Annotated in this window: 11 protein-coding genes; 4 read left to right on the top strand and 7 right to left on the bottom strand. The window is 53.4% G+C overall.

Features of this window, described 5'->3' with window-relative positions; genetic code table 11:
* Window positions 1-15: 15 nt before the first annotated feature.
* Entirely contained in the window at window positions 16-726 is a 711-nt protein-coding gene (locus tag NSQ80_RS08300; RefSeq protein WP_260071404.1) for a M50 family metallopeptidase, read from the top strand.
* 10 nt (window positions 727-736) lie between these two features.
* Here the strand turns inward: NSQ80_RS08300 and NSQ80_RS08295 are convergent, their stop codons facing one another.
* Complete coding sequence (locus NSQ80_RS08295; protein WP_260071405.1) at window positions 737-1,369, bottom strand: hypothetical protein; 633 nt, start codon at window positions 1,367-1,369, stop codon at window positions 737-739.
* A gap of 8 nt (window positions 1,370-1,377) precedes the next feature.
* Complete coding sequence (locus NSQ80_RS08290) at window positions 1,378-2,196, bottom strand: VOC family protein (RefSeq protein WP_260071406.1); 819 nt, start codon at window positions 2,194-2,196, stop codon at window positions 1,378-1,380.
* A 183-nt stretch (window positions 2,197-2,379) separates the two neighbouring features.
* Here NSQ80_RS08290 and NSQ80_RS08285 point away from each other — a divergent pair, with 183 nt between their 5' ends.
* Window positions 2,380-3,114 (top strand): HD domain-containing protein, encoded by a 735-nt coding sequence (locus tag NSQ80_RS08285; protein ID WP_260071407.1) that lies wholly within the window; start codon window positions 2,380-2,382, stop codon window positions 3,112-3,114.
* A complete protein-coding gene (gene murI, locus NSQ80_RS08280; protein ID WP_009222879.1) occupies window positions 3,095-3,877 on the top strand; it encodes a glutamate racemase in 783 nt (260 codons plus the stop codon). Before NSQ80_RS08285 ends, murI begins: the two co-directional genes overlap by 20 nt.
* A gap of 84 nt (window positions 3,878-3,961) precedes the next feature.
* Here murI and NSQ80_RS08275 read toward each other — a convergent pair whose 3' ends face one another.
* The 4 genes from NSQ80_RS08275 to NSQ80_RS08260 form a co-directional block, all read right to left on the bottom strand.
* The gene (locus tag NSQ80_RS08275) at window positions 3,962-4,507 is read right to left on the bottom strand and encodes a GNAT family N-acetyltransferase (protein WP_009222878.1); all 546 of its coding nucleotides are present in this window, start codon (window positions 4,505-4,507) and stop codon (window positions 3,962-3,964) included.
* 30 nt (window positions 4,508-4,537) lie between these two features.
* The gene (locus NSQ80_RS08270) at window positions 4,538-5,116 is read right to left on the bottom strand and encodes a hypothetical protein (RefSeq protein WP_009222877.1); all 579 of its coding nucleotides are present in this window, start codon (window positions 5,114-5,116) and stop codon (window positions 4,538-4,540) included.
* 137 nt (window positions 5,117-5,253) lie between these two features.
* On the bottom strand, window positions 5,254-6,096 hold the full coding sequence (locus tag NSQ80_RS08265) for a hypothetical protein (protein ID WP_009222876.1): 843 nt from the start codon (window positions 6,094-6,096) through the stop codon (window positions 5,254-5,256).
* Window positions 6,093-7,154, bottom strand: coding sequence for a Gfo/Idh/MocA family oxidoreductase (locus NSQ80_RS08260; protein WP_260071408.1), 1,062 nt, complete (start codon window positions 7,152-7,154; stop codon window positions 6,093-6,095). The genes NSQ80_RS08265 and NSQ80_RS08260 overlap by 4 nt, the downstream gene beginning before the upstream one ends.
* A gap of 233 nt (window positions 7,155-7,387) precedes the next feature.
* Between NSQ80_RS08260 and NSQ80_RS08255 the strand changes: the two genes are divergently transcribed.
* Window positions 7,388-8,965, top strand: a complete 1,578-nt coding sequence (locus NSQ80_RS08255) for an FAD-dependent oxidoreductase (protein WP_260071409.1) — start codon at window positions 7,388-7,390, stop codon at window positions 8,963-8,965.
* Between the two features lie 68 nt (window positions 8,966-9,033).
* Here the strand turns inward: NSQ80_RS08255 and NSQ80_RS08250 are convergent, their stop codons facing one another.
* Window positions 9,034-13,770 (bottom strand): S-layer homology domain-containing protein, encoded by a 4,737-nt coding sequence (locus NSQ80_RS08250; RefSeq protein WP_339302036.1) that lies wholly within the window; start codon window positions 13,768-13,770, stop codon window positions 9,034-9,036.
* Between the last annotated feature and the right edge of the window lie 25 nt (window positions 13,771-13,795).

Raw genomic sequence — 13,795 nt, 5'->3', positions numbered from 1 at the left:
GAGGGCGAAGGTTTGATGAATCAATGGCTGAAAGCTTGTTTTTTTCTGATCGGAGCGGCCGTTTTAACCCGATTGATCCCGTTCTCCGATTGGTTCCGCATGCTGGACACGATGGTGCATGAGTTGGGCCATGCCGTGGTTACCTTACTTGCGTCCGGACAGGTGCTTCGCATCGAACTGCACCCGGATCACAGCGGCGTCACCTATTCGGTACTGGCATCGGGATGGAGCCAATTCGCCGTATCCTTGGCTGGATATACCTCGGCTTCCCTGTTTGCGGTCGCCATGTTCTTCGGCTATTCCCGACAACAACAAGCCGCCGGCCTCGTCTTGATCAATATGCTGGCGTTGATCTCGCTGCTGCTGTTTGTACGCTCGGGCTACGGCCGGGGATGGTTAATCTTGTTTCTGCTGGTGAACGCAGCGTTTTTCCTGTGGGGAGGACGAATTCGCAATTTCTATTATCTGTTGCTGGCGTTCTTATGCTTGGAAGAGTCGGTGCTGGGGCCGGTCACGCTGCTGCTGAATTCCATCGTTTCGCCCAGCCAGGCGGGAGATGCGACCAATCTGGCCCAGCTTACAGGAGTTTCCCCTCTGGTATGGTCGCTAATCTTTCTAGCCATTTCACTGCTATGCGCCTTGTCCGCGCTGCAACTGTATTGGAATGACCGCAGACGGAACCGGGAGAAGCGCAGAATGAGCCGTTCGAGCTCGGTGAGCCCGTAGAGGGCTCCCCTCATCGATCCTTAATGATCGTACATCTCAAGACATGAACTTCCTGATTGTCACGGATCAATGCATCGACATCATCGCTGGACTCCATATGGCCCTTCCCTTTATTTCTCGCAATTACGCCCAATACGGCCGTTTCATTTGGGTTCGCGGTAATGGACGTCATGGGATGGGTCATGGCACTATCATAATCGCTCTTGGGCATTTCCGCTTTGGAGCTGACCACGTTTCCTTTCTGCCGGAAAGCAATCGTCCAGACCTCGTCCCCGTTCCTCATGCCAAGGGTCGTTAAATACAAGCGAAAGGTGTCTTTGACCTGTTCCAGAGAAGTTTCCAGCCCGAGCAAGGATCCCACTTTCTCCCCATTCACATACTGATCAACCCAAAAATGAACCCGATCGGCTTGAACCTCACCTAAGTTCACGTCAAATATCAATGAACTATCCGATCCTGTCGCTTTCAGAATGGCATACTCTTCGTCGTCCATCGGCAGGGGTTCAATCTTGATGCCCTCGATTACCTTCTTTGGTAAATGGTTCTCTAGGTCAACCGTCTCCGAACGACTCCCTTCGCAACCCGAGAGGACCAAGGAAGCAACTAGAACACAAGCCAGGATGGGATAAAAATATTTTCTCATTCTACACCTCACAAACTACGGATATTAAATCGATTTCCGTCCGGATCATAGAAATGAAAACTTACTAATCCCTGGGTCAGATAGCCGCCGATCCCGGAGGTTTCGATTCCGCGTTGTTTTAAATATTGATGATACTTGAAAAAGTCTTGACGGTCCTGAATCCAGCACACCGGCTGAACCTGCCCGTCCACTTTGCCGACGTACGCCTCATCACTTTTTTGTTCAAGCACCCAAAGCGACTTCGCTTCGGAATGATTCAGCGGCAGCTCCATCACTGCGTAGCCGTCGGTCGGATGATGCTGGGTACATTTCATGCCCAGATGTTGTCCGTACCATTGAATCGCCTCGTTTAACCGGCTGACGCCTACCCTGGTCCAAGAGGGCGCTAAGTCGGAAGATGGCAACGTCAAATCCTCCTGCAGCGTTAACCGGATGCCTTCGGCGGTAGCCCATACATCAAAATATCGGGATTTGGGCCCAGCATATACGGCAGATACTCGCACGCCATCGGTGACAAAAGCTCGCCGCAGACGATCCAATTCCCGGGTTCGAAAGCAAACCCGAAGGTCGGCATCCACGGTCCCTCGTTCAGCATAGTGATGGGGGAGCCGGGTATCCGTAAGATAAGTCACCAGCCAGGTTCCAAGAGGCAACTGAATCATTTTACCTTGGGAACAGCGGGGATCCACCTTCCAGTTCTCTTGCCGAAGCACCTTCCAGCCAAAGTACTTCTCGAACCACTTCACCACTTGATCCTGATTATCCCACAACACATCGATCGTTTGCCCGTCAAAATAAAGCTCGGGGATCTCCTTGCCCGCTGCCATAGGGAGCCTCCTTCATTCATTCATACAGAACTTTCCAATCCTATTATCGCTGAACCTGTCCGCAGGATAAAGGTAAATATTTGCACTTTGCGCCGCTTCCTTCTGAATCTTTCGTTCATATAATGCGACTGGGACTCACAAACAAGTTTAAAGAATGGCGATTTTGCGGTAAGATGGTATTCGATGTTTCTAGGAACTAGGGATTGGAAAGGAACGGTGCAGATGGATCGGCAGCAAATCATCGAACAAGCCGAGCACTTTGTGCAAAACGTGCACAGCGGGGACGGGAGTGGCCACGACTGGTGGCATATCCATCGGGTGCGGAATATGGCCTTGGCCATCGCCCGCAAGGAGCAGGCGGATTTGTTCGTATGCGAGCTGGCGGCCCTGCTGCACGACGTCGCCGACGAGAAGCTGAATCCGTCCAAGGAAGCGGGATTGCATCGGGTTTGCAGCTGGTTGGAAGCACATATCGAGGATCCATCCGTCATCAGCGAAGTCATGGAGATTATTTCGACCATGTCATATAATGGCGGCAAAAATCCCCCTATGGCGACGCTCAACGGACAAATCGTTCAGGATGCCGACCGGCTGGATGCCATGGGAGCGATCGGCATTGCCAGAACATTTGCTTATGGGGGCTCCAGAGGCAGATCCATGCATGAACCGGGGCAGGATTTCTCCGATTTGGATTACCGCAGCCATGAGAAAACGACGATTTATCATTTCTACGAAAAGCTATTAAAGTTAAAAGATTTGATGAATACCCGGCATGCCCGGAAGCTGGCCGAATCACGGCATGAATTTATGCTGCGTTTCTTGGAGCAGTTTTACCGGGAATGGGATGCCGCTGACGAACATCAGGATGAACAAACCACAACAAATTCAGGTGATATGAGTGAGAATCGCATTTTTTGACTCAGGGATCGGCGGCTTGACCGTGTTAACGGAGGCGATGAGGAAGCTGCCGAACGAGGATTTTCTTTATTTTGCCGATACGCTCCACGTGCCTTACGGGACCAAAACGCTGCCCGAAGTGAAACGGTACGTCGAGGAATCGGTAAGTCTTATCATGCAGGGCGACATTAAAGCCTTGGTCGTGGCCTGCAATACCGCAACGAGCGCCGCCATCGAGGAACTTCGCCGTACGTACGACATCCCGATTGTCGGCATGGAGCCGGCCGTGAAGCCGGCCGTGAAACGAAGCCAAGCCGCCGGCAAACGGGTCTTGGTTTTTGCGACCTCGTTGACGTTAAGCCTTTCGAAATACACTGACCTGGTGGCCCGGGTGGACGACCACAAGGTGGTGGATTCGATGCCGCTGCCGGAGTTGGTGCAATATTGCGAACAACTGCAGTTCGATCGGGACGAAATCGAGCGTTATTTCAGCCGCAAGCTCGCGGGGATCGATTTGTCGCAATACAGCACGATTGTGCTGGGATGCACGCATTTTCCTTATTACAAAAGCATCCTGCAGCAAATCCTGCCGCCCCATATTGAGCTGATCGACGGCAGCCATGGCACGGTAGAGCGGCTGTGTTCGCTGATTGGCAGCTCGGCCAATCCCGGTCAAGCTTTTAAAGGGCATATCGAGTTCAAATGCTCCGACGAAAACCCGGCTTATCTGGACAAAATGGCCCGGGCGCTGGATTACCTGCAAACGCAATATTCTGCTCAATAATGCGCGGTAACGTATAAAAGCCTTGTCCCGGCGGTGAAATCGCTTAGGACAGGGCTTTTTTAGCTGCGCGGGCATGGGGTTTAATTACTCCATCTCCTCATTGAGCAGAACCATATGAATATGATCTTCCCACTTCCCGTTAATTTGCAGGTACTTTTTCGAGATTCCTTCATTTTGAAAACCTAACTTCTGCACCACGCGAAGCGATGCGTGATTTCTTGGCATGATGTTTGCCTCAATCCGATGCAAGTGCAACTCGCGGAACGCATGGCCAACCACCGCCTCGACGGCTTCCGTCATCAGTCCCTTTCCTTGCTCCTGCTCATCGATTCGATACCCCATGTGGCAGGACTGGAACGCCCCTCTGACAATATTGCTGAGCGCCACCGAACCTATAATCCGGCCATCTTGGAATAGCCAGAATTTCCGGAGCAAACCTTGCTCCATCTTCTCGGCTTCGTCCCGCAGGATTTCCTGTTGAACGGAGTAAGTGTAGAAATCTTCCGTCCTTAGCGGTTCCCACGCCTTAAGGAAGTCTTTATTCCGAACGACAAACGCCAAGACCTGATCCGTATAGGTGTCATCGATGATTTTAAGCGTCATGCGTTTCGTGGTGATTTCATTTTTCATAGATAATCCTCACTTTTCTTATACCTCAATCTATGATTCCGATATCTTGGTACTGATGATTTCTTGGTCTTCTGTTTGCGCTATCAGTTTAAACCTTGTCCCCTGCTCTTCGGAAATATAAAGATACCACAATCGAATACCCGGACCCCCTGTTTCCATAACAGACGCAGTAAAGCTCTCATTGGTCGCATAGCTGTAGACATGGATCGCATCGATCTGCGCGCTTTGGATCACACCAAAGAGAAGCGGAAAGGGGGAATCGGCATCTGTACCTTTTGTTGATGGAAAATATTGCTCTGTCCAAAAGCTGTCAGGATCGTTATCAGAGACGTGAGGCACGGTATGCCCTCCGCCCCATCCCCACTTCCAGCCCAGTAACGGCGTTTTTTGGACGTATTCGGCATTGAGCGTTTGCCCGTTTTGCAGATGACGAAGCATGAACAACACCTTGCCTTGATCCGTCTTGACCTCGTGTAAGAGTTGTCCATTGATCTCAGATCTAACTCTCTCGACTGCCTCCATGGGTGTAGACGAATATTGGTTGCTTATGTAAAAATAGCCGAACCCTAGTGCAATTAGGACTAACGCAAAAATCGCTGTTTTCCTCATAGTTCCTCCCGCAAGAGAGCTTTGGGATTCAACCCTTCCAACATTATACATTCTTATCTCGGAAGATCACTAGCCTCTGATTCAATCATCTAAAAACCCACCTTCAGGCGAAGGTGGGTCGTGTCAATCAATTATGATTAGGAGGATGGCAAATCCAACCATATCCCTGGTGTTTCCGCCGCCTTCAATCCGTACTCGATTACGGTGATCACGGCTACAGTTTCGGCCGGGTCAACTGCGGGCTCGCCGGTTTCAAAGAAGGTCACCAGGTTCCGGATAAACGGATCAAAGAAATTGGAGGCCGCCGTGGCTTGCTTAAAGGTTCCATTATCGTATTTGATGCCAAGGGTAAAAGGACAATTGTCCCCCAAATGGTGGATCGATGCTTGGCGGCCTTCCCCGAAGTCGATGAGAAGCGCGGGGGAATCCGGCGTTCCGGTGTACATGACGCGCTTGGGATCGGCCCCCATCAGACGGATGATCGGCTCGATTTGATGAATCGAATAGTTGTCGAATGCGCCGGGCCCCCAGCTGCAAATCGTTTGAATCCCTGCCTTGTCAATCTCCGCATATTCGCTGGCAAAACGGAGGGCAGACGTCGAATACATCGGCGTTCCGTGCTGCGCGGCCAGGTCGAAGAGGCGTACCGCCGTCTCCCGGTCCGGAGCAAACGTCTTATCGATGTAGGTCGGCTTGCCCGACTGCAACGGAAGCTGCGACAATTCCTCATGGAACTCCGGATTGTCGGGAGATAACACGATCAAGTAATCGCTCCGCTCCACGACGTCTTGAATGGACGGCAGTAATTCGATGCCGTGCTCCTTGCACCACGCCTCGTTTGTGAGTCCGTTCTCCTTGTCTCTTTTCCCATAAGCATACGTTACCTTCATGGCGCCATCGGAAGCCTGCTCGATCCACCCGGGATATTTGTTGGCATGGAACTGGTCGAGGTGCAGGTCGATAAACCCGATTTTTTTCATGAGAGCGCGATTTCCTCCCCTTTGTCGGACGAGTCATAAATCGCCTGAATGATGCGGGAGGACAGGATGACGGTGTCGATATGCGAAGGCTGCTTCTCCCCCGTTTGGATGCACTCCAGGAACCCGTCGATTTCCTGCTGATACATATTGCCGGAGATAAATTTTGGCGTCGTCTCGGTCAAAGCACCGTCTTTCGCCGTATAGAAGGTAAAGTCCCCGCCGTAGTTCAACCGAATGCCACCTTTGTCGCCCAGGAAGTCGATAAACATCTCCTCGACTCCGATGTTCTGCGCCCAAGCTCCGTTCAAGGAGATCGTTGGGCCTTCGGTGCGGATCAGCGCGGTTACGAAGTCGTCGACATCATAGGTGCCGTTATAGTCCGGCGGTCCTGCCCACATTTTGAGATACGTATAGTTTTCCATATCTTTCCCCAGTTTGGAGTAGGCTTGACCGGTGACGGTCTTTGGCTTGGGATCGCCCGCACAGTACATGACGATGTCGATAAAATGAACGCCCCAGTCGATCAGCGCGCCGCCGCCGGCGATCGCCTTCGTTGTAAAAGCCCCGCCTAAGCCCGGAATCGATCGGTGTGCGCGGAAGCTGGCGTACACATGATACAACTCGCCAAGCTCGCCGTTTTGAATCATTTGTTTGATGCGGTTGACGCTTTCGTTGTACCGGTTAACCACCCCGATATTCAACACTTTGCCCGTCTCATGCTGAACCTTCTGCATTTCCAGAGCTTCTTCGTAAGTCCGCGCTGCCGGTTTCTCGCACAGGACATGCTTGCCCGCACGCAGGCAATCAATGGCGATCGTAGCGTGCGAAGCATTTGGCGTACAGATGGATACGGCATCCACCTCCGGATCTTCAACAATCTGCCGGTAATCCGTGATCGCCTGGCCGCATTCGTATTTGGTGACAGCCGCCTCTGCACGTTCCTTCAGGATGTCACAGAAATACTTGATTTCTACATGCTTGTGATTCAGGTAAGACGGGATGTGGGCGTGGTTTGCAATCGTGCCGCAGCCAATCACGGCAATGGTGATTTTGTTCATCAGCTTCCCTCCTGCTAACGTGAAATCGTCGGATCAAGATAAGTCTATGATGATTCCTAGCATACCAGATCAGAAGCAAATTGGAATAAGCCGGAAGGCGAAACCACATCAAATTACCATAAAAGGTCACCCGCTTCCCGTACCGTTCTCCTGCCCAACCATCTACAATGAATGCAATCACGGGCAACCTGTCGTCAAACGTTTAATCTCAAAACAAAAGGAGAATTGAAGCGATGAAACGCGAAATGAAGGCGGATATCGTCATCCTTGGGGGCGGCACCGGAGGAACCGCCGCAGCCCTGGCCGCGGCAGCTTCGGGCAAAACCGTCATGATGACGGAGGAGACGCTTTGGATCGGCGGGCAGCTGACCAGTCAGGCCGTACCGCCGGATGAGCACCCCTGGATTGAGCATTTTGGTTGTACAAGAACTTACCGGAGATTCCGCGAAGGCGTACGCCAGTACTATCGAGAGCATTATCCGTTAACGCCGGCTGCCAGAACCCTACCCGAATTAAATCCCGGCGGCGGTATCGTCAGCCGGATTAGTCATGATCCCCGCGTTGGCCTGGCCGTGCTGCAACAGATGCTGGCTCCGTACATTCACAGCGGCGGGCTGACGATTCTGCACCGCTATCGAGTCCAACAAGCTGAAACCGATGGAGATGCCGTCCGCAGCGTGACGGTGCGTCATCTTGACACCGGGGATGAACTGGTGCTGGAGGCGCCGTTTTTTATCGATGCCACCGAACTTGGGGATTTGCTTCCGCTCGCAGGGATCGAATATGTAACCGGGGCCGAATCGAAAGCACAAACCGGCGAGCCTCATGCGGTCGATGGAGATCCCGCACCGCAGGACATCCAAAGCTTTACGTATTGCTTTGCCGTAGATTATGCAGAAGGGGAAGAACATCTCATCGACAAACCTGAGATGTACGAATTCTGGAGGCAATACCGAGCCGACTTCTGGCCGGATCGGCTGTTAAGCTTAACCGGCGTGAGGCCAGCCACAAACGAGCCGGTTGAATATGAGGTTTTTCCGGGTTATGGAGGCAAGTTCCCGCTGTTTCAATACCGGCAAATCCTCGATCCCACCCATTTCGACAGCCGCTTCGGCTTTCGTCCGATCTCCCTGATCAACTGGCCGCAGAACGACTATTGGCTCGGCTCCATTATCGACGTCCCGGAGGAGGAAGCCGCGCGTCATCTCCATCAAGCTAAGCAGCTAAGCCTGTCGCTGTTGTATTGGCTGCAGACTGAAGCTCCTCGGCCGGACGGCGGGCAAGGCTACCCTGGTTTGCGCCTGCGCCGCGACGTCGTCGGAACGGAGGACGGGCTGGCGATGGCTCCGTATATCCGCGAGTCGAGACGAATTCAAGCGGAGTTTACGGTGCTGGAGCAGCATGTCGCCACGGCCTCCCGTCCAGACGGTGCAGCCGAGTGGTTCCCGGATTCCGTTGGGGTCGGATGTTACCGCATCGATCTGCATCCGAGCACGGGCAACCGGCCGTACATTGATATCTCTTCCTTGCCCTTTCAAATTCCGCTGGGCAGCTTGATCCCGAAACGGGTCAAAAACGTGCTGGCAGCCGGTAAAAACATCGGGGTCACCCATATCACCAACGGCTGTTACCGGCTCCATCCCGTGGAATGGAACATCGGCGAAGCTGCAGGAATGTGCGCCAGCTTCTGCTTGGATCGCAACCTCTTCCCAACGGACGTTCGCAATCATGATGAAACCTTATCCGACTTTCAACAGCGCCTCCTCAGCCAAGGCGTTGAATTACAGTGGCCCAAGCTGCGCCCAGTTTGATATTTCAAGGAAAAAAGAATGCCAGCCAGCGGATGAAGCCTTCCGCAGGCTGGCATTTTGCGTTCCATTTACGGATTGATCAGCCCCGCCATCCGCAACATTCGGGCAAGCACCGTCGCTGCTTCTGCACGGGTAGACGATGCTTCGGGGGCAAAATCGCCATCCCCGCGCCCTTTCATTAAGCCCGATTCCACGGCGATAGCTGCGGCTTCTTTAGCCCAAGCTCCAATTTGGCTGCGATCCTCGAATCCAGCCAGCGTGGAACTCGGGTTTCCAAGAGGAACCTCGGCTCCTGCCAGCTTCAACGCACGAACCAGCAGCACACTCATCTGTTGACGCGTAATTTGCTCGTTCGGACGGAACTCTCCGCCGGCAAAACCTTCAATTAACCCGTGTTCTACCGCCGTCGATACCGCACTCGCATACCACGCACCCGGGTTTACATCGGTGAAGCCCCCGCTCGGATTCGGCTGCTGTCCTGTCAAACCGAGGGCACGGACAAGCATCGCCGTAAATTGGGTTCTCGTAATCGGTGCATTGGGGCTGAATTCCGTATCGGAGGTGCCTTGGATGACCGTTTTGGAGGCTAACATCCCTACCTCGTCAGCCGCCCAGTGGCCGTTCAGATCCGTAAAGGTCTTCCGGTGCGCGATCGCCGCATAAATGCCGCTTGCCTTCAACCGGAACGTGATCTGGGCCTTACCGCCTTCCTCCTTGATCACCGCAGGCACAAACGTGTAGCTGCCCAAAGAAGGCTGCAGAAGAAGAACGGTGGTCGTACCGGCAGAGACGGAACCTGACAGCGGTGCAGCCGTAAACTTGGCATTGGCTCCCTTAAAGGCTGGCAGTTCAGTTAAGGTGTCGCCTTGCTCCCAAAAGAAGGACACCTCCAGCAGCGATCCAAGCGGTGCAGCCTGATCCGGCAACAAGCGGTGAAGCTCTTCTTCCTGCGCTTTCGCAGGTAGACTGAGGCGAATATGCAAGCTGTCCGCAGATCCCCGCAGTTGCAGAGACTCGCTTAACGCCTGAACCGGCAGCTCCAGCCTGCCTACTAACGGCGACTCCAGCAGGATAACGCCATTTGGCAACTCCTTCACCGCTGCCTCCAATCCCGCGGTTGGCAAGTGCAGGGTGAGGACGTCGGCGGATTCAGTGAAGCTGTATTGAAGCTGCTGCGATTGGGCCGGTTTCGTTTGAAGACTTTTGACCTCCTCAAGCATCCGCGACAATTCGGCCTTAGCGTCTACGAGATGCTGTCCATTCTCCGCCGTAGTCTTCACAACGTCCAGCCGCTCCGGCTTCACCGGCTGGGTTGGCGTCGTACCGCTGCTGCTGCCGCCCGACGATCCCGGCTGGCCAGGATTGGAGCCGCCATCCCCGGTGGATGTGCGAATGATCTGCACGGTCTGGCTATTCGTTTTCAGATCATCCACATATACATCCACTTGGACGAAATTGATCCCTGGCGATAACGGGACGTTTGCTGAGAAAGTTCCGGTCGGGGTAACGGACGCGGACTCCCCATTTACTTTCACGGAAGGCGTTCCTGGGCCAAGCACCTCAACCGTGCCTTCCAACGGATAATGGCTGTCCCGTGTTTCTCGCAACGCATCATCCATCAGGCCGCTTAAGACGGCGGAACGAACCTGATCGCCAACCTCATAAGCGTTGGCCACAAGTTGCCGATTGGTTCTAACTCCCGATGGATCAATGGTCGAGATGACGAAGCCGCCTGGCGGAATGACGCTGTTATTCTCCTCCGGCGCTCCCCAACTCCAATTGATCGCTTGATTGCGGTTGGCCACGCGGGTGACGACGCCCGTATCATCCACAACCACCTCAACGCCAAAATGATTCGTTCCCGTTGTCGTTCCAAACGCGTCCGTCAGCACATTAATGTTACCTTCCACCCGGTTCACGTTGTAATAATGGCCTTCGAGGAACGTATCAGGACGATCCGGCAAGCTCATGCCCAGTTGGTAATCCTTCACCCATTCGCGGTCCTCCAGCGACGCCTTGGCAATCGCCCAGTTAATTTGGGAAGCGTCGAACAGCATGAGTCCGTTTGTCGTTCTCAGGCCCGCCTGGAACACCTCCCGCTGAACGGCTGGAAGCTGTACATTGTTTAGGGCAATCCCCGCATACAGTGGAATCTCGCCATTCGTCACGATGTTCCCAAGGGTAATGTACTTCTGAATCTCCTGACTGGTCGTCTGATAAGCGCCAATCATCAGAAAATCTAGATATTCGATGTACCCGGTATCGTAATACTCCGGTGTATAAATCGACTCAACCGGCAAGCCCAGGGAAGGATGGATACGGAAATTTTTGCTCGCCCAGTTCACCCCGTTGAGATAATACGTCTCATACCAGGAACCGACGTAGGAAGACACCTTGATCGTTCTTCCCGACCCAGCCTCGTAGGAATCCACCAGCGACTTCACTTCGCCAAAAAAGCTCTGGATCACACCTGACCGGAACTCCCACCAATCTTGGATGAGCGGGCCATCCACTCTGACGTTATTTTCATAATAAAAAATGTCATTGGGCCAGTCGTTCAGCTGCTTGCCGCGCTGGAGCAAGAACTGCTCAAACTTGACCCGCGTTTCCTCGCTGAAATCTGCACCTTCATTGTCGTAGCGTCCACGGTCATGTACGACGCCATCCACGTCATAATTTTTGAGAATCTCTTCAAAAGTCTTCAGCTCGAACTCGCGCACCTCATCGTTTGCCGGATTGACGAAGGCGACCAAGCCCTGCTTCGCGCTTTCCCGCAGCCGTTTGATTTCACCGTTGTTTTCCGCGTAGTGCACGCGCTCTTCCCAGTCCAGGTGATCATTCAGCACGGCGTACTCGTTATAGGCGATAGACCCTTCGGCAAATACGTTAACCACCGCATGGATTTCCAACCCTAAATCATGGCCATGATCGATGAATTCCTGCAGCAGATCCAAGTCCGGATTGGCTCCTGCTCTTCCGGGAGCTTGAAGTTCGCTGACGTAGGGCCTTCCGGTCAAGTCATTTTTCTTGTACGAGACATAGCCTTCTACGCCCTTCACATCCAAGGCGATGGAGGTGACTCCGGTATCCTTGGCCTTTTGAAGAAAAGCGCGCACCTGCTCGCTGGTTTGAAACTTTTTCGCATTGGAGGCCTGATCGACCCATAAAATGACTTCTTTGTCCGAGGCAAGATGATCCCGGGCAAACACCGCCAGATCCCGACGGTCCTGCTCGATCTCGTTTTTTAATACCCTCATTTCGATATAGTTGGTGCCTTTCGTTAAAGGGTAAGAATAGCTAAAGGATCCATCCGCCTCAAAAGGAACGGAAGTCGCATTCACCAGCAGCTGGATGGCCGCCGGATCGTCGATATTCTCGATGATCCCCGACAGGATCGTGTGGTCCTCCGTCACCGTATACATCCGCTGATTGTTTACCTTGAGACGGGCGATCGGGCCATTCCCGCTCATCAGATCCCGGACGGATACGACTTCTCCGTTCTTGCGAAGCTTGATGATGTCTCCCGCTTTGAAATTTTCTGCGAGGAAACGCTTGATGTAATTGCCAGCATAACTGTCGTCCTGCGCCATCAGTACATAACCTTCCTCCGGAATTTCAAGGAGGGTCGGCCCGGTCCATACGGGAGGCTGACCGTTAATTGAAGGGTTAATCACCTGCAAGACCCGGTTGTTAGCATCGACCTGTACGGCCACATTGAACTGTGGAATTTCGATCGATTCGCCGTAATCTCTAGTAAACAACGCAACGATATTGGGCACGCCAGTCACGTCTTTATCCACGTAATCGATCTTGATCCGCGGTCCATCAATGTCGATGGAGATATCTTTGGGTGCGGCTTCAACTTCGATATAGTCCTGATTCTCCGACGGCTCATACATAATCGTCAATATCTCCCTTTCCAATTCCTCCCCGGCCTGAAGTAAGATGACCGTTACTGCGTTCGCTCCCGCACTTAAATACACATTTTCACGAAAAACCCCATCCGCTGATAACTCGACCTGGTCCCCATTTACCGTAACGCCAAGCTCCAGCTGCTCATCATAATTCGCCACAAACCCGGCAACTTCGATGACAGGAATGTCCACGATCGTCTGGTCTTCCGTTAACAGCATGAGCTCGGGAAGCGCTGGCTCCGGATCGGGGTCCGGTTCAGGATCAGGTTCCGGTTCGGCGGCAGGTGGAGGCTCTGGAGCAGGTTCCGGGTCCGGATCAGGCGTTGCCGGAATAAAATCCGCCGCGGTCACTTCCACCCCCGCACGCATCAGCTTCACCTGATCCCCGAGGTGATACTCCTGAAAGAGCGCCGGTCGATATGCCGACTCGTCCCAAGAGCTCTTCCCTCCAGCCAGCACGAGGTATCCCCCTTCCGGAATCGGGAGCATTCGCTCCGCATCCCATGTTGTGGGAGGATCATCTAGGGGACCAACGACTTCCTGCACGATCCCTTCGGCATCAACGGTGACGGCCACTTGCCCTTCCGCAACCCGTACCTCCGACACAGGCTCATACGCGGCATCGGTTACGGTCGCCCCGCTCGTGAACAAGGCAAGGTAATCGGTCTTTTCCTCCAGCGAGGCACCCGCTGCGTTAATGTCCGTGAATTCAAGCGAAATACCGCCTTCTTCTTTTACAAACTGAACCGGTTCCCCTGAAGTCTCTTCCGCCCTCGGAAGTTCCTCCGTACCTGCGGCCGAGGAGGCGATGGGCATCCCTGGCCAGAACAACGCCGCCAGTAAAGTGAGACAAATCACCCCGGCCATTCGCCTCTGCAACATACGTTTCATCCAGATGCCTCCTTTTATCCGAGGA

The sequence above is a fragment of the Paenibacillus sp. FSL K6-2441 genome, from assembly GCF_037964765.1.
GTDB lineage: Bacteria > Bacillota > Bacilli > Paenibacillales > Paenibacillaceae > Fontibacillus > Fontibacillus phoenicis.
This window is presented reverse-complemented; position numbering and strand designations above follow the sequence as displayed.